The sequence below is a fragment of the Croceivirga sp. ABH4_376 genome, assembly GCF_056160685.1.
Map to the genome: position 1 here is coordinate 14,715 of NZ_JBSWXQ010000011.1, position 18,318 is coordinate 33,032.

Below are 18,318 nucleotides of genomic sequence, written 5' to 3' on the forward strand. Positions count from 1 at the left end.
TCTACTTGTTTAAAACCTCGTTATAAGAAACTGCTTTATCATCCTCTGCAAGCTCCTTCTTTATATCTTTTTCTTCCTTCTGCTTTACTTCTGCAGTAGTAGGTGCGGATTCTTCTGGCGGTTCGTTATCTCCTGTTAACATACCACCAAAACTTTGGAATCCAATACCCATTAGGCCTGTAATAATAAAAGTAATACCAAGACCTCTTAATGGTGCAGGTACATTGCTATATCTTATTTTCTCACGTATAGCGGCAATAGCCAAAATAGCTAAGAACCATCCAATACCTGAACTAATACCATAATTAAAGGCTAATCCAATATTTGGAATATCTCTAGTTTGCATAAACAAAGAACCTCCTAAAATAGCACAGTTTACCGCAATCAATGGTAAGAAAATACCTAGTGAGTTATACAAAGATGGAGAGAACTTTTCTACTACAATCTCTACTAATTGTACCATTGTTGCAATGGTAGCAATGAATAAGATGAAAGATAAAAAACCTAAATTATAATCTGCATATTCTGGACCCAACCAAGCCAAAGCGCCGTCTCTTAATAAATACTGATCTAATAACCAGTTTAAGGGTACGGTAACACCTAATACAAAGATAACCGCGGCACCTAAACCAACAGCTGTACTAACCTTTTTAGAAACTGCTAAGTATGAACACATCCCCAAGAATACGGCGAATACCATATTATCTATAAAGATGGATTTGAAAAATAATTCTAAATGCTCTAACATAATACTATTCTTTTATGCTTCTTCTATTAAAGCTCTGTTTCTAGAGCGTTGTACCCAAATTATGATACCCACGACAATAAGTGCCGCCGGAGGTATAATCATAAAACCATTGTTTTCGTAACCTAAGGCATAAAGTCCGGTTTTTTCAATAGGATCGCCCAATACAGGATATCCAAACAACGTACCAGAACCTAAAAGTTCTCTAAAGAACCCTACGATTACTAAAATAATACCGTAACCCAAAGAGTTACCAATACCATCCAAGAAAGATCGCCAAGGTCCGTTCCCCAAAGCAAAAGCTTCAAAACGCCCCATGATGATACAGTTGGTAATAATTAACCCAACAAATACACTTAATGTTTTACTTAGTTCATATGCAAATGCCTTTAGCACTTGGTCTACTATAATTACCAAAGTTGCCACAACAATAAGCTGAACAATAATTCTAATCTTAGAAGGAATTACATTACGCATTAAAGAGATAACTACGTTACCTACCCCCAATACGAACATTACACTAATTGCCATTACTACGGAAGCCTTAAGCTCTGCCGTAATTGCCAATGCAGAACATATACCCAATACCTGTATGGTAATAGGATTATTATCTGCTAATGGGTCAGAAATAAGACTAGCATCCTTTTTTGAAAGTAGTGCCATAATATTATTTTAATGTAGTTAAATAAGGTTTGTATAAGGTTAACGCCTCTTTAATCATTGCAGAAACCCCATTACCCGTAATGGTAGCACCTGCCAAGGCATCTACTTGATTATCTTCTTTATCTTGGTTTAAAGGATCGTTATTACCTTTAGCAACCTCAATACCCGCTAAACGTGTTCCATCTTCAATGGATTCACCTTTAAAGTCGTCCATGAAGAAACGTAATTTAATGTTGGCCCCAAGACCAGGAGTTTCTCCTTTATGATCAAAATACACGCCTTGCACTATAAGGTTCTTATCTAAAGAAATATACCCCCAGATAGCATCCCAAAGACCTTTACCATACATAGGAATGATGTAGAATTCCTTACCATCTTTTTCTCCGATGAACAAGGGTAATTTTCCTTCACCTCCTTTTTTGATGATATCTAACTCCTTTTTCATTTCAATTAAATAAGCCTCTTGATCCTCAGTAGTTTTATCGCCTTCAAGGATAATTTGCTTTTTAATGTATTTTGAAAAGGTTTCTTCTACTTTATCCGTAGGAATAAAGGATACGTCTCCATCTCCTTCATTTTCGTTAACACCCATTGCATAAAGGATGTTTTGTTGCTTTTCAAAACGTTCGTTCTCATTAATTCTAGACCTTAACCCTGTAGATAAAAAAGCCAAGATAGAACCTACCACAACCACCATGATAACGGCGAATATAACGGTATACGAATTTTTGTCTGTATTCATTGCCATGACTAAACCGTTTCTGCTTTTAATTGTTCTGCTTCCTCCCCTACATTTGGTAGGATAGTAGCATTTTTCATTCTTTTTAATCGTCTCTTTACATTACCCTGAACCACATAATGGTCAATAGTTGGCGCAAAAACATTCATCAACAAAATTGCCAAGAATACACCTTCTGGGTAACCTGGATTAAAGACACGTATCATTACAGATATAAACCCGATTAAAAAGCCGTAAATCCACTTCCCTTTATTGGTTTGTGAGCCGGTTACAGGGTCTGTAGCCATATAAACAATACCAAAGGCCAAACCACCAACAATTAAATGTTGCCAGAAATCAAAGCTCATTAGACCATAAAACTTACTATACTCAGGTATCCATCCAAATTCTACAACACCATTAAAAATGAGTCCCATTGCCAAGGAACCTAGAACAGCACTTAACATGATTCTCCAACTAGCAATTTTGGTAAAAATCAAAAACAAGCCTCCTAATAAGATTAAGAACGTAGAAGTTTCGCCCACGGATCCAGGAATAAAACCAAAGAACATTTCACTTAAATCATATTTAGCATACATGCCCTCTGTATTACCTTGAGCCAAATACCCCAATACCGTTTCACCAGAAATGGCATCTGTAGAACCGGCCTGTGTAACACCTGCCTTAGCACCATGTACCCAAACCTTGTCCCCACTCATCCAAGTAGGATAAGCAAAGAATAAGAAAGCCCTAATAGTTAATGCCGGATTAAGAATGTTCATTCCCGTACCACCAAAAACTTCTTTGCCAATAACTACACCAAAGATTACCGCCACAGCTAACATCCAAAGTGGTGTATCTACAGGAACAATAAGCGGAACCAACATCCCAGTCACCAAATAGCCTTCTTCTACCTCGTGTCCTTTGATTACCGCAAAAATAAATTCAACAATCAGTCCTACCCCATAAGAAACAATAACCAGCGGTAAGATGGTGGTAACACCAAGAATAAAATTATCCCAATTAATAAAATGCTCAAATAATGAGAATTCCGCAGGAAAACCATTAATTGCTGAATAGTGCTGATAACCCGCATTGAAAATACCAAAAATTAAACATGGCACTAATGCCAAGATTACGGTATTCATGGTTCTTTTTAAATCGTCTACAGCCCTAATGTGACCACCAGAGTGCGTTGTCTCGTTTGGAGCGTATAAAAAAGTATGAAAGGCATTGAAGGCAGGCGCCATTTTTTTGCCTTGATACTTTAATTTTAACTCATGCATCTTTTCTTTTAAACCCATAACCTATCCAATTTCTTGATGTAATAAATCTAATCCTTCGCGTATTATTTGTTGGTGCGGTTGCTTAGAAATACAGATAAACTCTGTTAATGAGAAATCCTCCGGGGCTACCTCATAAAGACCAAGTTGCTCCATTTCATCTAAATCTTTTACCATACAAGCTTTTAGCAACTGTAGTGGATAAATGTCTAATGGAAAAACTTTCTCATATTTACCTGTAACCACAAAAGCCCTATGCTCCCCATTGGTATTGGTATCCAAATCATATTTCTTGTTTGGATTTAACCATGAGAAGGTTAATGCTCTTGTAGAAGAAATTTTATTGAAAACTGGCTTGTTCCAACCAAAGAACTCATAATCGTCCCCTTCTGGAATTGCCGTTACCGTATTGTTATAAAACCCTAGATAACCATCTGGACTCGTCTTGGCACCAGTAAGCACATCACCGTTTATAACCCTAAAATTATCGCCATTTACACCGCTAGCATACAAAAACGTAGATAGCTCGGCTCCAATCTTGGTAGTATAATATTTAGGTGTCTTTACAGATGAGCCTGCCAATGCAACGGTGCGCTCAGCATTAAACTTTCCTGTCAATAAAAACTCACCAATGATTGCCAAATCTTGCGGAGTAACGGTCCAAACCGTCTCTCCTTTATTAATAGGATCAATTTTATTAATCTGTGTACCCACCAAGCCTACAGGATGTGGACCAGAAACTTTATGCAAGGTAACACCCTCTAAAGAAGCAAATGGCGAAGTTGCAGCGTTACCTATTGATACATGAACCTTACCTGGCGTTAATAATTTCAACGCATGGATGGCAGCTTGCAACTCTTTCTCTTTTCCTTTTAGCGCATAATCAAAATCTGCAGCCAAAGGAGCAGAGTTGTATGCCGATATAAAAATTGCCTTAGGCACCCTATCCGGATTGGCGATAATGTCATAGGGACGCTGCTTTATAAAAGCCCAACAACCAGAACCCAACAACAATTCCCTAACAGCTTTCGCATCTGCGGTATTCAAATCCAGCTTATCGCTTTCTTTGTAAACCTGCTCTTTATCCGCAAGGATTTTTAACGTAAGGATACGCCTTCTTGCACCACGTACAATTTCTGCCAATTCTCCACTTACGGGAGAAACAAACAGCATATCCTCTCTGTTTTTGTTGTAGAATAAGGGTTCACCAGCTTTTATTTCAGCTCCCTCTTTAACTAACATTTTGGGAGTTATCCCATGGAAATCTTCTAAGTTCAGGGCGTAGACGTTACTGCTAACGGCTTTTGAAGTTGTTTGTTCCGCTGCCCCGACAAGGTTGATATCCAACCCTTTCTTGATTCGGATGTCTTTGGACATATGTTTTGAGACCTTTAAAAATCGGTCACAAAAATACTACTAAAAAGAACAATTCCGATAAAATTTAACCAGAAATTTGACCAGACATCGATTAGATATACCTAGGCACACTTTTTGTTTACCTTTACCCAAAATTATTGCTGTTTATGCGTGTTTTGATCAAACAATTAGCCCTATTTTTAGTAATCTTTAAAAGTTATGGCCAAGAACAGGTAGAGGTTAATCCGCCAGATTTTATAAAAAGTATTGTTTTTGTTGGCCCAACCCAAGAACAATTCCCAATAATACAGCTGGGAGAAAGTATAAATTTAACGTTTGACGACCTTACAGCAAGCGAACAAGATTACTATTACAAAATAATACATTGCGATTACGATTGGACCCCTTCCCAACTATTAAAATCACAATATTTGAACGGCGCGGATAACCAACGCATCATCAATTATGAAAATAGCTACAACACCTTACAACCCTACAGCAATTACACGTTAACTTTACCCAATGATGAAGTTTCCTTTAAGGTTAGCGGAAATTACATGCTAGAAATTTATAATAGTGCCGGCGACATACAATTTAGCAGGCGTTTTTTAATCTATGAAAACAAAGCAGCGGTAAGTGCCACGGTAAAAAGATCAAGGGATTTTAATTTTCTAAACACCAAACAAGTAATTCAATTTACCATTAACACTTCTAGCGTAAAAGTGGTAAACCCAAAAGAACAAATAAAAACAAGTATTGTTCAAAATTACCAATGGAATACTAGCATTAACAACCTAAAACCACAGTTTACCCTTGGCAACGAATTGGTATATAAATACGATCAAGAAGCATCATTTTATGGCGGCAACGAATATTTAAATTTTGACACAAAGGATTTACGCTCCCCTACATTTGCCATTTCTAGAATTGAATATACAGACGTCTATCATCATTACCTATTTGCCAACCAATTGAGAAGGGACCAAAAGTATACATATTTCCCTGACATAAATGGCGACTTTCAAATAAGGACCCTACAGGGCACTGATGTTTCTAGGGAAGCGGAGTACACTTTGGTTCACTTTAAACTCCCATATACCGCTGAACTAGGCCTTAACAATATTTATGTTACCGGTAAGTTTAACAATTACGACCTTACCGAAGAAAATAAAATGGCCTATAATGAAGAAACCGGTTATTATGAATTAGCCTATCCCTTTAAGCAAGGTTTTTACAATTATAAATATGTAATGGTAAAAGAAGATGGTAGCGTTGAGCCAAATTTCATTAGCGGTGATTTTCATTTTACGGAAAACAACTACTTAATATTGGTATATTTTAGAAATTTTGGAGATGTATATGATAGTTTAATAGGAATAGGCAATACAAACTCAGAAACTATAACCAATTAGTTATCTTTAGGGCACAAACCAACCTAAAAAATGAAACAAGGAAATTGGCCCGCCAATACTGGACGCTACCAATTAAAATACCGTGGTGTTAGCTGCTTAAATTGCGGGCATCCGTTAGATATTAGCGACAAATATTGCCCCAATTGCTCCCAAGCCAACAGCACCAAAAAATTGACACTAAAAGATTTTGTGAATGAATTTCTATCAAGTGTTATAAATTATGATTCCAAACTAGTACGCACCCTATATGTTATGCTCCTAAAACCAGGTAGCATTACTAAAGATTATATTGCCGGTAAAAGAATAGCCTACACCAATCCCTTTAGGTTTCTATTGAGCCTAGCATTTATCTACTTTATACTGGTTAACCTAAATAGTAATTATGATAGCTTTTTAGACCTTGATCTAGAAAACCAGATGAACATTGAAAACGGATTTAGTTTTGCGGATTCTGAAAAGTTCAAAAAATTAGATTCAATTCGCATTTCAGAGACAGAAGCCATTGCCACCACTATAACTGATTCTACAGACCAGTCTGAAATAGAAAAAATAAAAGGGCTGGAGCAACTAGACTCAATTACCAAAAATCTTGATAAAATAATTGAAAAGGAACGACTTTCTGATTCTATAATGGTCAGTAACCCCAAAAAGTATTATTCAGAATTACAAGCTAACGACCCAAGTTTTACGGATAAAATGGAGTTTTTTATGGCCATGATAAAAAGAGACTCCATAAAAAGTTTTAATCAGGCCAAAGAAAAATACAGTGTAAAAGACAATTGGAGCACCAAAATGGCCTTTAACGGATCCAGAAGTTTTTTGCGTGCTTTAGCAGAACCGGACTACTGGATAAACGATACCATTGGCAAGCTCCCATTTGTAATATTCTTCTTTATGCCCATATTTACGGTCTTTATAAAACTCGCTTACATCCGAAAAAATTATACCTATACCGATCATTTAATCTTTAGTTTCCATAACCAGTCCTTAATGTTTATCTTGCTCATCCTTAGCTGGCTAATAGATTGGATTTTTGGCACAAGCAGCATGTGGTTATTTATTCTTTTATTCTCCATATACCTGTTTCAGGCCATGAGAAAATTTTACAGCCAAGGAGTTCTTAAAACAATTATAAAGTACTTGTTTCTAAACACGGTATTTTTATTTTTAGCAACAATAAGCATTGTGCTTTTATTTACTGGAAGCGCTATTACATATTAAAGTATGATTACGCAAGTCACCAATGGTATTAAAATTTCTGTAGAAACTTCATTTGAAGGCACATTCTTTAAGAACTATAAAATGCATTACGCTTTTGGTTATACCATTTCTATCGAAAATCAAACCAATGCATCCGTTCAATTAATAACAAGACATTGGGATATTTTTGATGCACTTAAAGACTTAGAAACGGTAGACGGAGAAGGTGTTATAGGCAAAAAACCAGTAATCTTACCTGGCAAAACACATTCCTACAGTAGTGGCTGCTTACTAGCTTCACCTATAGGCGCCATGAAAGGTTTTTATACCTTAATAGAATTGGTATCTGGCGAAACCTTTGAGGCAGAAGTACCTACCTTTAAGTTTGCTGCTCCGTTCGCTATGAACTAATTAAGTTTATATTTCACAAACCATAACCCTTTTGCTACCTTTGTTGTAATCATAAATTCTAATTACAACAACTATGGGTAAAGGATTCTTTCAAGTTCCTACAGCTATAAACGAACCTGTAAAAAGCTATGCTCCGGGAAGTCCAGAGCGCGAAGCAGTTTTAAAGCAATACAAAGCATTTTATAATAGTCAGGTAGAAGTTCCGCTATATATTGGCAGCGAAGAAATACAAACGGGCGACACCCAAACTATGTCCCCACCACACGACCATAAACATATTGTTGGAACTTTTCATAAAGCCACTAAGAGCCATGTAGAAAAAGCAATTCAAAACAGCTTAGATGCAAGGGAAAAATGGGCCAATTTAACCTGGGAGCAAAGAGCCGCCATTTTCTTAAAGGCTGCAGATTTAATTGCCGGTCCATATAGAGCAAAAATCAACGCTGCAACAATGATTGCGCAATCCAAAACAATTCATCAAGCAGAAATAGATGCCGCATGTGAACTGATTGACTTTTTAAAATTCAATATTGAATTTATGAGTCAAATTTACCAAGAGCAACCAGAATCTGCAGAAGGATTATGGAACCGAGTAGAATACAGACCGTTAGAAGGTTTCATATATGCAATAACCCCTTTTAACTTTACAGCAATTGCCGGTAATTTACCTGCAAGCGCCGCAATGATGGGTAATGTTGTACTTTGGAAACCAAGTGACAGTCAAGTATATTCTGCCAAAATTATCATGGATGTATTTAAAGAAGCTGGGCTACCAGACGGCGTTATCAATATGGTAATGGGTGATCCCGTAATGGTTTCTGATGTAGCACTATCTAGTCCAGACTTTTCCGGACTTCATTTTACTGGTTCTACCCATGTTTTCAAAAATCTTTGGAAGCAAATTGGAAACAATATTGATAAATATAAAACCTATCCTAGAATTGTAGGAGAGACAGGTGGAAAGGATTTTATAATAGCACACCCGTCAGCAGATGCCAAGCAGGTAGCAACCGCTATTACACGTGGAGCTTTTGAATTTCAGGGACAAAAATGTAGTGCTGCTTCTAGGGTTTATTTACCAAAGTCTTTAGCAACTGACGTCTTAGATTATGTTAAGGCCGATTTAGAAAGCTTTAACCAACCTGGTTCACCGGAAGACATGAGTAATTTTATTACTGCAGTTATCCACGAAGGCTCTTTTGATAAGCTAGCCAAATTTATAGACCAAGCCAAAGCAAGTTCTGAAGCAGAAATAGTTGCTGGTGGAAATTATGATAAAAGCACTGGCTATTTTGTAGCGCCAACGGTTATCTTAACTACAAACCCACACTACGAAACCATGGAAACAGAATTATTTGGGCCCGTGGTTACCGTTTATGTATATGAAGATCAAAATTGGAGCAACACGCTTAAATTAGTCGACAACACATCTATCTATGCTTTAACAGGAGCTGTTCTTTCAAGAGATCGTTATGCCATTGACGAAGCTACAAAAGCATTACAAAACAGTGCTGGTAACTTTTATATAAATGACAAACCAACAGGTGCCGTAGTTGGTCAGCAGCCATTTGGCGGTGCTAGAGCCTCTGGAACAAATGACAAGGCAGGATCTGCTCAAAATTTATTACGTTGGGTTTCTCCAAGACTTATCAAAGAGACTTTTGTTACCCCAGTAGATTACAGATATCCGTTTTTAGGTTAAAAAACAATCCTAATTAATATTAAGTAAAAGCCTTGCGTTTGCAAGGCTTTTCTTTTTTAGCCGGTCTGTAAATACTATTGTATGTAAATTTAACGTTAATTAATTGTGTTTTAAATGTTATTTACAGAACTTAGTGCTTTAAACGTATTGATTATGAAGGATGCAGTAGAAAGATTGTTTATTAAAACGAAACTGAAATTTGAAGATATTTGGGACTATATAAAAATTTTTGCGGAAAAATATCGCACATCCTATTATTACAACCTATTTCATTAATATTCAAAGAATTAAATTCGCCTAAATTAAATAAGGCTATTGGTTTTATTGTTAACTTTCCTTAATAAAATTAGAAACTAACAATTTACCACTATGAAAACCGTACTTGGAATTTGCATTAGCATGTTTTGCTTTTTTGCCACGGCGCAGAATACACCAACCAAATTAAATAATGTTGCCTTAGCCAGTAATGAGAACCAACTTGTACAAGAAACCTTAAAGGGGATGCTTAGTATGGTTCAAGGACAAGTAGAACAATTAGCAAATGCTTTTGATGAAAAGCAATATGATTGGAAACCAGCAGAGGGAATACGCTCTGTAAGAGAATCCATTTTACATGTTGCTGCTGCCAATTATTTTTTAGCCACTAAAATGGGCTATACACCCCCTGCCGATACCGATTTTATGACTATGGAGGCGAACATAAAAGGGAAAGAGAACGTACTAGCTGCATTGAAAAAATCCAACGAATTTATTTTATCCAAAATTACAGAGGAAAAGGCAGAAAATTTTGGTTCAGAGGTAGATTTTGGTTTTGCAAAGTTTAATAGACTTGCTGGTTTGTTAATCATATTAGAGCACGCAGGGGAACATAAAGGCCAATTAATTGCTTATGCCAGGTCTAACAATGTTACGCCGCCATGGAGCCAACAATAATTGAAGAACACCCCGTTTTCAGGGGTGTTTTTAATTGCAATCTTTTCTAATTTGCACCGTTACTAATTAGATTAATTGCACCATCATGAAAAAACGTATTGGTAATTTCATCCTAGGCTTAGCACTTTACCCCTTTACTTTTTTATTAAATAGTTGCAGCCCTATTGGCAAACCGGTAAACCCAGAAATTTCTAAAAACCATTATTATAACAAAAACAAAACAGGAATTATCTGGAGCCGACAAGGCAATTGGTTTGCGCTAGGAAAAACCCCAATGAAGGCGGACGTATCTTCGTTTAAAGTACTTAATCCCTACTTAAGTAAAGACGATAACCAAATTTATTATTTTGCCGATGCTATTAACATGAATACCATTTCTATAGAAAAATTTTATACTAAAGAAGGCTACCTAAATTATTATATTGGATTTGACGATAAACATGTATATACGTTTACGAATACCAATACACCTGACTTAAAAGAATATACCGCTACCATAATTAATGATGCCGACCCAAATAGTTTTTCATATTATGAGATAGATTGGGCAAAGGATAAAGCACATTATTTTTACCGGAATGCACTGGTAGATGTAAACTTTGAAAGCTTTGAACATTTAAATGAGCACTACAGTAAGGACAAAAATTCTGTTTACACACACATTAACGGCAATTTTTATACCTTACCATTAGCGAGCGTAGAAAATTTTGATGTCTTTAAAGACAGCTACTATGCTTATGACAATGAGCATATTTATTACTTAAATCAACCAGGGGACACCACGATTACCTCCCCTATAACTACAATTAGAGCCAACACTGCAATAAGCACCCGGTTATTAAATAAAGAATATTTAAGATGTGGCGAGCATATTTTCTTTGCCGGAAAGCCTTTAAAGAACGTAGATAGCGAAAACTTTGAGATTGTTGGGGTTTGGTACGGTAAAGACAAAGAAAATGTTTACTACAAAGACCAACTAATAACCGGAGCAGATGCGGCAACATTTACCTTACAAAAGGTTGGGTATGGTGTAGAAGATAAGCATGGCACTTATAATGGGGGCGAATTAGCACCCAACCCCGCAAACTAAACTATTTACCGTTATACTTTTGGGGCAGATAAACTACTTTTTTGGTTTCGAAAAAATCATCATCAAAAAAAATACTTAGGTTAAACTCTTCTATATTTCGATAACCTTTTAATTCTTCGGTTAAATCACCACCTTTTAAGTAAAGAATACCATTTCTACGTTCATGAACTGAATCTTTTTTGATTTTACCTTTGGTCCAATGCACAAAAGTTGGCATAGCGGCTACCGCCCTGCTCACTATAAAATCAAACTGACCTGGTAATTCTTCCACTCTAGTATGATGAGCAGCAACATTGGCCAATCCAAGCCCATCTACCACCTCTTTAACCACTTTTATCTTTTTCCCTATGGCATCTACCAATGTAAATTTAACATTGGGAAACATAATTGCTAACGGTATACCCGGAAAGCCACCGCCAGTACCAACATCTATAATTTCTGCACCATCCTTAAAATCTTGAACCTTTGCAATACCAAGGGAATGTAGTACGTGCCTTAAATACAACTCATCTATATCTTTACGGGATACCACATTTATCTTCTGATTCCAATCCTTGTACAACTCCTCTAACTGCCCAAACTTTACCTTTTGATCGTCTGTGAGTTTCGTAAAATATTTATAAATGATATCGGCTTTCATGCAAACAAGATTTATTTTGGAGCAAAAGTAGTATTTTTAAGCACTTAAAATTGGATACATGCAATTAAGAAATTTTAGAACTGAAGGTATCCTAAAACAATATTATGCAGCAAGATTCAATACGTTTTCCACGCAGGGACGCCACTAATTTTTTTAGAACACTAAACAAACGCGTAAATCAATATTTTAAAGAGCAAAAGTTAAAGAAAACAGGGAATTGGCAACTTCACCTTAAAACATTAATCATGTTTGCCATATTTTTAACTCCCTACTTTTTAATGCTATCCTTAAACTTACCCACTTGGGCACAGTTTTTACTTACCATTGTCATGGGCGTAGGAATGGCAGGTGTAGGTATGAATGTTATGCACGATGCCAATCATGGTTCTTACAGCCAAAAAAGTTGGGTTAACAAAATGATGGGTAGCAGCATGTACCTCTTAGCAGGTAATGTATATAATTGGCAAGTACAGCATAATGTATTACACCATACCTATACCAATATACATGAACATGATGAAGATATGGAAGCGGGTAGGATCTTGCGCTTTTCTGAACACGCCGAATGGAAAAAACACCATAAATTCCAACATTGGTACAGCATTCTACTGTATGGGTTACTCACTTTTAATTGGGCTATAACAACAGATTTTAAACAAATGTATAGCTATACCAAGAGAAAATTATCTTACGGTAAATTACCAAACCCGGTCTTAAATTGGAGTACCCTTGCTATAACCAAAGCCTTGTATTTTACCATATGGATTTTACTACCTATCCTATTTTTTGATATTCCTTGGTGGCATGTATTAATTGGTTTTTTTGTAATGCATTACACCGCCGGTTTAATCTTAAGTGTAGTCTTTCAGTTAGCCCACATAGTAGAAGAAGCAGAAACACCACTACCGGATGAAACAGGCAACATGAAAAACACTTGGGCAATCCATCAATTGTTTACTACGGTTAATTTTGGTACTAAAAATAAAATTATCAACTGGTTTACAGGAGGCTTAAATCACCAAGTAGAGCACCATATTTTCCCGAACATAAGCCACATACATTACACAAATATTGCCAAAATTGTGAAAGAGACCGCTTCAGAATTCAATTTGCCGTATAACGAATACCAAACCACTAGAAAAGCTATAATTTCGCACTTTAAACATTTAAAAGAGTTAGGTAAAGAACCTACTTTACAATATTAGTAAACGGATAAATTCATGAGCAACCAGCAACTATCAGACAGGATTAACAGCTTAGTACCATCTGCTACATTAGAGATGGCGGCAAAGGCAAGATCTTTAAGGGCTGAAGGAAAAGACGTAATAGGTTTAAGTCTTGGAGAACCAGATTTTAACACTCCAGACTATATTAAAGAAGCAGCTAAAGCGGCAATAGACCAAAACTATAACTCCTATACCCCAGTAGACGGTTATGCCGATTTAAAGCAAGCTATTATTACTAAATTTAAAAGAGATAATGGTCTTACTTACGAGCCTTCTCAAATAGTTGTTTCTACGGGCGCCAAACAATCGCTTTACAATGTTGCACAAGCAGTATTAAACAAAGGAGACGAAGTTATCTTACCTTGCCCTTATTGGGTTAGCTATAGCGATATTGTTAAGCTAGCAGACGGGGTACCCGTAGAAGTACCTACTACAATAGCTTCTAATTTTAAAATGACCCCGGAGCAACTAGAGGCGGCTATAACCCCAAAAACCAAAATGATTTGGTATAGCTCTCCGTGCAACCCAAGTGGGTCTATTTATAGTAAAGAAGAACTACGTGCCCTAGCCGATGTTTTACAAAAACACCCACAAATTATTGTGGTAAGCGATGAAATTTATGAGCACATAAATTACGGTGTTACGGCGCATGCCTCAATGGCTCAGTTTGAAGATATGTACGACAGAACCGTGACGGTAAACGGAGTTGCAAAAGCATTTGCTATGACCGGTTGGAGAATTGGTTACATAGGCGCGCCTAGTTACATAGCTAGAGCCTGCAACAAACTACAAGGACAAGTTACCAGTGGTGCCAATTGTATTGCGCAACGTGCTGTAATTACTGCTTTAGAAGAAAGCCCCGAACGCATCCAATATATGGTAGATGAGTTTAAGAATAGAAGAAAATTAATTCTTGAACTTTTAAATGACATTCCTGGTTTTGAATGCAACGAACCAGACGGGGCGTTCTATGTGTTCCCAAATATTTCGAGCTATTTTGGAAAAGAGCTAAACGGAACAAAAATTAACAACGCATCTGACTTTGCTATGTATATTTTGGAAAATGCAAACGTAGCAACCGTTACTGGAGATGCCTTTGGAAATCCAAATGGCATTCGTATTTCCTATGCTGCAAGCGTTGATGAAATTAAAGAAGCGGTAGCTAGGATTAAAGCAGTACTTTAGGTTTATACCTTTTTCCAGAAATAAGGCACAAATATTATTAGGACGGTGAATAACTCTAGCCGTCCTAATAACATTAGAAAACAGCACCATAACTTACCCACATCTGGAAGCTCACTAAAATTCACCACCGGATTTAAATCGCCCAAGGCCGGACCTACATTACCCAACGAAGAAGCAGAACCACCAATTGCTGATTCAAAATCCAAACCTAAATAACTTAACACTAAGGCTCCTATTATAAATAGCAGCATATAGAGTACAAAGAAGCCAATTATATTGTATACAATATGTTCGCTCACGGATTTGTTGTTAAACCGAACAGGAATAATAGCATTGGTATGCAAAGACCGTTTAAACTCCAATAAACCGTTTTTGATAATTAGAAGGTGGCGCATTACTTTGATTCCACCAGAAGTCGAACCAGCACAACCACCCAAAAACATTAAACCAAAAAAGAATACCGTTAAAAAAGGAGTCCAATTGGTAAAATCCGCGGTAACAAATCCAGTAGTTGTAATTATAGCCACTACTTGAAAAAGTGAGTGTCTAAAAGCGCTTTCCGCTTCGCCCCAAACCATAGGATGGTAGTCAGAGACAGGCACATCTGCCTGCAACCACACAATAAAACCAGAGATTAAAGTAAAACTTATAGTAAAGATTGCGTATACCTTAAATTCTTCGTCTTGCAATACGCGCTGAATTTTGCCCGTAAAGGCAAAGTAACTCATCACAAAGTTAGTACCCGCCAGAAACATAAATATGATAATAATGTACTGTATAACCGGGCTATAATTATAAAAGGCTACACTGGCATTTTTTGTTGAAAAACCTCCGGTACTCAAGGTTGCCAAAGCATGGTTTATTGCATCAAAAAAAGTCATACCTGCAGCCCAGAGCAATAAGGTTTCTGCCAAGGTATATCCAACATAGATATACCACAATCGTTTTGCAGTATCCGTAATTCTAGGGTGTAACTTGTCACCGCCCGGACCGGGAGCTTCGGCAGAAAACAACTGCATTCCCCCAATACCCAATAACGGTAATATGGCGATAGCCAATACAATTATACCCATACCACCTATCCAATGAGTAAGACTGCGCCATAATAGAATACCTTCCGGTAAAACTTCAATATCGTTTAAAATTGAAGACCCAGTTGTAGTATATCCAGAAATGGTTTCAAAAAAAGCATCGGTTAAGGAGGGAATGGAACCCGAAAATATATAGGGCAATATCCCAGAAATTGACATGATTAACCATCCAAAAGTAACAATAAGATAGCCTTCTTTCTTCTTTACTTCCTTTCTATGCCCTCTGGTATAAAACATTGCCATAACACCTACAAGCATGGTAACTATAGCCGCTGAAAGAATCTCCATGGTTGCGCCATCTTTATAGATACCGCTAACAATACCGGCCAAAAGCATAAAAGAACCATTGCACAATAGCAATAGCCCCATTATGTGTAAAATGATCCTAAAATTGAATCGCATTATAAAAACAGCTTTTCTATTTTGGCAATTGCCTTAGGTAATGCACAAACTACCACCTTATCGCCTGTGGTTATTCTAAAATCCCCTAACGCAATTATACCTTCTCCTTTTCTGATTACCCCGCCTATTATGGCTTCCCTAGGAAAATCTAATTCTTTTATTACTTCACCGTTAACGTAAGAGCCGGGTTTTACCTCAAACTCTAACAACTCGGCATTTAAGTTATTTAACCTGGTTAAGGCCAATACCTCTCCCCTGCGTACAAACCTGAATATATTGTTGGCCGCTAAAAGTTTTTTATTGATTAAGGTATCTATACCTATAGATTGGGATAACTGAAAATAATCCATGTTCTCTACCAAAGCTATGGTCTTTTTAATACCCTTGGATTTTGCCACCAAACAGGACATGATATTGGTTTCAGAATTACCGGTAACCGATACAAAAGCATCCATGGATTCCAAGCTTTCTTCTTCTAGTAATTCTACATTACGCCCGTCTCCATTAATTACCAAGGCATTGGGCAGATTCTCTGCCAAATCCATTGCTTTTTCTTTGTTCTTTTCAAAAATCTTTACGTTGAATTTTTTTGAACAAAGATCCCTGGCCGTTTTAAACCCAACTTTACTACCACCAAGAATCATCACGTTTTTAATCTCACGCTTTTGCATTCCAGTAAGCTTTAAAAGCTCTTCTACCCCATTTTGGCAAGTAACAAAATATACTTGGTCTCCTTCTTTAAAAACAGTATCCCCACGAGGTATCAGCGTATATTGGGTTCCCATACGCTGTAAGGCTATGGGCATAAAATGTAATTCTGGAAATACACGTGCTGCCTCTTTAACAGATTTCCCCACAAATGGGGCACTCTTTGGCAAAAATACCCCTACCATGGTTAGCAATCCATTTTCAAACTCATAAGTATCGCTAAAGGCAGACTTATTTAACAACAACTGAATTTCTGAAGCCGCTAACTGCTCTGGGGAAATTAATTCGTCTATACCAAGCTCGTTAAAGCGAAGAATATCTTGATTGTATATAAACTCTGTATTGGAAATTCTAGCAATGGTTTGTTTGCAACCTAATTGCTTGGCCAGCATACAAAGGGTAATATTCGTTGTTTCAGATGCGGTAACTCCAATTACCAAATCCGAAGCTTCTACCTTGGCATCTTGCAAGACCTCAATAGAGGTTGCATCTCCGCGTAACACCCTAATATCCAGATGCGTATCTGCATAACCCAGACTTTCCTTATCTGTATCTATTAATGTTATTTCTTGTGATTCATAAGACAACAATTTTGCCAAATGAAATCCTACCTCACCAGCACCTGCAATGATTATTTTCATTACCTATCTTCTAATTAAAAAATCTAAGTTTTATGGGAAAGTTTTTTTGGGTTGGTTTACAAAACACTTTATCCCAAGGATTTAATTCTTTTATGGCAGCAAAAGTAATCAATTTATTATTGCAATTAACTTATCTGCTACCTAGGTTTGGTTATTGTATCTTTGCCAATAAAATTGTTTTATGGCGCAGCACGTAAATCCGTACAAGGATAGTGATTTAGGCAAGAAAGCCCAAGTAACCAAGATGTTCGACACCATTTCTAAGAATTACGATGGCTTAAACCGAGTTATTTCTTTGGGCATAGACGTAAAATGGCGAAATAAGGTTGTTAAAATTGTTGCCGAGACCAATCCTGAAAAAATATTGGATATAGCTACAGGTACCGGAGATTTGGCCATAAACTTAAACAGAACCGGAGCCAAACAAATAATTGGATTAGATATATCTCCAGGCATGCTTGCCGTTGGTAAAGAAAAGGTAACAGAAAAAAAGCTAGACCAAACTATAGAGATGGTTCTAGGAGATAGCGAGAACCTTCCTTTTGAAGACAATACTTTTGATGCCATAACAGTTGCCTTTGGAGTTAGAAATTTTGAAAATCTAGAAAAAGGCCTAACCGAAATTAATCGGGTTTTGAAACCAGGCGGAACCTTTGTGGTTCTTGAGACTTCCGTACCTACTAAATTTCCTTTTAAACAAGGCTATCAATTATACAGCAGATACATTTTACCAACTATTGGCAAACTATTTTCTAAAGATAAAGTTGCGTACAAGTACCTATCAGAATCTGCAGCTGTTTTTCCATTTGGCGAGGCTTTCAACAATATTTTGAAGAAAACGGGGTTTATACGTGTAGAGAACAAACCTCAAACATTAGGGGTGGCAACTATATATGTAGCCTCAAAATAAGC

The 18,318-nt window shown here is 36.9% G+C and carries 17 protein-coding genes; 9 read left to right on the forward strand and 8 right to left on the reverse strand.

The window, feature by feature from the left end; translation table 11 throughout:
- Nucleotide 1 precedes the first annotated feature (1 nt).
- The 5 genes from nqrE to ACXAGS_RS15240 are packed head-to-tail and all read right to left on the reverse strand — an operon-like array spanning nt 2 to nt 4,786.
- On the reverse strand, nt 2-748 hold the full coding sequence (nqrE, locus tag ACXAGS_RS15220) for an NADH:ubiquinone reductase (Na(+)-transporting) subunit E (protein WP_474907963.1): 747 nt from the start codon (nt 746-748) through the stop codon (nt 2-4).
- Between the two features lie 12 nt (nt 749-760).
- Complete coding sequence (locus tag ACXAGS_RS15225) at nt 761-1,408, reverse strand: NADH:ubiquinone reductase (Na(+)-transporting) subunit D (protein ID WP_010519188.1); 648 nt, start codon at nt 1,406-1,408, stop codon at nt 761-763.
- 4 nt (nt 1,409-1,412) lie between these two features.
- Nucleotides 1,413-2,156, reverse strand: coding sequence for a Na(+)-translocating NADH-quinone reductase subunit C (locus ACXAGS_RS15230; protein ID WP_474907964.1), 744 nt, complete (start codon nt 2,154-2,156; stop codon nt 1,413-1,415).
- A 2-nt stretch (nt 2,157-2,158) separates the two neighbouring features.
- Entirely contained in the window at nt 2,159-3,430 is a 1,272-nt protein-coding gene (locus tag ACXAGS_RS15235) for an NADH:ubiquinone reductase (Na(+)-transporting) subunit B (protein ID WP_474907965.1), read from the reverse strand.
- Nucleotides 3,431-3,433: 3 nt separating this feature from the next.
- Entirely contained in the window at nt 3,434-4,786 is a 1,353-nt protein-coding gene (locus ACXAGS_RS15240) for a Na(+)-translocating NADH-quinone reductase subunit A (RefSeq protein ID WP_474907966.1), read from the reverse strand.
- Nucleotides 4,787-4,932: 146 nt separating this feature from the next.
- On the opposite strand from ACXAGS_RS15240, the gene ACXAGS_RS15245 reads away from it, so the two are divergent.
- From ACXAGS_RS15245 to ACXAGS_RS15270, 6 genes are all read left to right on the forward strand, one after another.
- Nucleotides 4,933-6,177, forward strand: coding sequence for a type IX secretion system plug protein (locus ACXAGS_RS15245; protein WP_474907967.1), 1,245 nt, complete (start codon nt 4,933-4,935; stop codon nt 6,175-6,177).
- Nucleotides 6,178-6,207: 30 nt separating this feature from the next.
- Complete coding sequence (locus ACXAGS_RS15250; RefSeq protein ID WP_474907969.1) at nt 6,208-7,398, forward strand: DUF3667 domain-containing protein; 1,191 nt, start codon at nt 6,208-6,210, stop codon at nt 7,396-7,398.
- 3 nt (nt 7,399-7,401) lie between these two features.
- Nucleotides 7,402-7,788, forward strand: coding sequence for a Co2+/Mg2+ efflux protein ApaG (gene apaG / locus ACXAGS_RS15255; RefSeq protein ID WP_474907970.1), 387 nt, complete (start codon nt 7,402-7,404; stop codon nt 7,786-7,788).
- Nucleotides 7,789-7,861: 73 nt separating this feature from the next.
- The gene (gene pruA / locus ACXAGS_RS15260) at nt 7,862-9,490 is read left to right on the forward strand and encodes an L-glutamate gamma-semialdehyde dehydrogenase (protein ID WP_474907972.1); all 1,629 of its coding nucleotides are present in this window, start codon (nt 7,862-7,864) and stop codon (nt 9,488-9,490) included.
- A gap of 369 nt (nt 9,491-9,859) precedes the next feature.
- Complete coding sequence (locus tag ACXAGS_RS15265) at nt 9,860-10,423, forward strand: DinB family protein (protein WP_474907973.1); 564 nt, start codon at nt 9,860-9,862, stop codon at nt 10,421-10,423.
- Between the two features lie 85 nt (nt 10,424-10,508).
- Nucleotides 10,509-11,513 carry a DKNYY domain-containing protein gene (locus ACXAGS_RS15270; RefSeq protein ID WP_474907974.1) on the forward strand — a complete coding sequence of 335 codons (1,005 nt, stop codon included), beginning with the start codon at nt 10,509-10,511 and terminating at the stop codon, nt 11,511-11,513.
- Nucleotide 11,514: 1 nt separating this feature from the next.
- On the opposite strand, the gene rsmG is transcribed toward ACXAGS_RS15270, so the two are convergent.
- A complete protein-coding gene (rsmG, locus tag ACXAGS_RS15275; protein WP_474907975.1) occupies nt 11,515-12,153 on the reverse strand; it encodes a 16S rRNA (guanine(527)-N(7))-methyltransferase RsmG in 639 nt (212 codons plus the stop codon).
- Nucleotides 12,154-12,257: 104 nt separating this feature from the next.
- Between rsmG and ACXAGS_RS15280 the strand changes: the two genes are divergently transcribed.
- The gene (locus ACXAGS_RS15280) at nt 12,258-13,358 is read left to right on the forward strand and encodes a fatty acid desaturase family protein (protein WP_474907976.1); all 1,101 of its coding nucleotides are present in this window, start codon (nt 12,258-12,260) and stop codon (nt 13,356-13,358) included.
- 15 nt (nt 13,359-13,373) lie between these two features.
- A complete protein-coding gene (locus tag ACXAGS_RS15285; protein ID WP_474907978.1) occupies nt 13,374-14,564 on the forward strand; it encodes a pyridoxal phosphate-dependent aminotransferase in 1,191 nt (396 codons plus the stop codon).
- A gap of 2 nt (nt 14,565-14,566) precedes the next feature.
- On the opposite strand, the gene ACXAGS_RS15290 is transcribed toward ACXAGS_RS15285, so the two are convergent.
- Both ACXAGS_RS15290 and trkA read right to left on the reverse strand, forming a co-directional pair.
- Nucleotides 14,567-16,057, reverse strand: a complete 1,491-nt coding sequence (locus tag ACXAGS_RS15290; RefSeq protein ID WP_474907979.1) for a TrkH family potassium uptake protein — start codon at nt 16,055-16,057, stop codon at nt 14,567-14,569.
- Nucleotides 16,057-17,406 (reverse strand): Trk system potassium transporter TrkA, encoded by a 1,350-nt coding sequence (trkA, locus tag ACXAGS_RS15295; protein WP_474907981.1) that lies wholly within the window; start codon nt 17,404-17,406, stop codon nt 16,057-16,059. Before trkA ends, ACXAGS_RS15290 begins: the two co-directional genes overlap by 1 nt.
- Nucleotides 17,407-17,587: 181 nt before the next feature.
- Here trkA and ubiE point away from each other — a divergent pair, with 181 nt between their 5' ends.
- Nucleotides 17,588-18,316 (forward strand): bifunctional demethylmenaquinone methyltransferase/2-methoxy-6-polyprenyl-1,4-benzoquinol methylase UbiE, encoded by a 729-nt coding sequence (ubiE, locus tag ACXAGS_RS15300; RefSeq protein ID WP_474907982.1) that lies wholly within the window; start codon nt 17,588-17,590, stop codon nt 18,314-18,316.
- Nucleotides 18,317-18,318 lie beyond the last annotated feature (2 nt).

Bases quoted from the DNA above. Each gene is read 5' to 3' on its own strand.
- ACXAGS_RS15235 (WP_474907965.1), bottom strand. From the start codon at position 3,430: ATGGGTTTAAAAGAAAAGATGCATGAGTTAAAATTAAAGTATCAAGGC.
- ACXAGS_RS15285 (WP_474907978.1), top strand. From the start codon at position 13,374: ATGAGCAACCAGCAACTATCAGACAGGATTAACAGCTTAGTACCATCT.
- ubiE (WP_474907982.1), top strand. From the start codon at position 17,588: ATGGCGCAGCACGTAAATCCGTACAAGGATAGTGATTTAGGCAAGAAA.
- trkA (WP_474907981.1), bottom strand. From the start codon at position 17,406: ATGAAAATAATCATTGCAGGTGCTGGTGAGGTAGGATTTCATTTGGCA.
- pruA (WP_474907972.1), top strand. From the start codon at position 7,862: ATGGGTAAAGGATTCTTTCAAGTTCCTACAGCTATAAACGAACCTGTA.
- ACXAGS_RS15225 (WP_010519188.1), bottom strand. From the start codon at position 1,408: ATGGCACTACTTTCAAAAAAGGATGCTAGTCTTATTTCTGACCCATTA.
- ACXAGS_RS15280 (WP_474907976.1), top strand. From the start codon at position 12,258: ATGCAGCAAGATTCAATACGTTTTCCACGCAGGGACGCCACTAATTTT.
- rsmG (WP_474907975.1), bottom strand. From the start codon at position 12,153: ATGAAAGCCGATATCATTTATAAATATTTTACGAAACTCACAGACGAT.
- ACXAGS_RS15265 (WP_474907973.1), top strand. From the start codon at position 9,860: ATGAAAACCGTACTTGGAATTTGCATTAGCATGTTTTGCTTTTTTGCC.
- ACXAGS_RS15245 (WP_474907967.1), top strand. From the start codon at position 4,933: ATGCGTGTTTTGATCAAACAATTAGCCCTATTTTTAGTAATCTTTAAA.
- ACXAGS_RS15230 (WP_474907964.1), bottom strand. From the start codon at position 2,156: ATGGCAATGAATACAGACAAAAATTCGTATACCGTTATATTCGCCGTT.
- nqrE (WP_474907963.1), bottom strand. From the start codon at position 748: ATGTTAGAGCATTTAGAATTATTTTTCAAATCCATCTTTATAGATAAT.
- ACXAGS_RS15270 (WP_474907974.1), top strand. From the start codon at position 10,509: ATGAAAAAACGTATTGGTAATTTCATCCTAGGCTTAGCACTTTACCCC.
- apaG (WP_474907970.1), top strand. From the start codon at position 7,402: ATGATTACGCAAGTCACCAATGGTATTAAAATTTCTGTAGAAACTTCA.
- ACXAGS_RS15290 (WP_474907979.1), bottom strand. From the start codon at position 16,057: ATGCGATTCAATTTTAGGATCATTTTACACATAATGGGGCTATTGCTA.
- ACXAGS_RS15240 (WP_474907966.1), bottom strand. From the start codon at position 4,786: ATGTCCAAAGACATCCGAATCAAGAAAGGGTTGGATATCAACCTTGTC.
- ACXAGS_RS15250 (WP_474907969.1), top strand. From the start codon at position 6,208: ATGAAACAAGGAAATTGGCCCGCCAATACTGGACGCTACCAATTAAAA.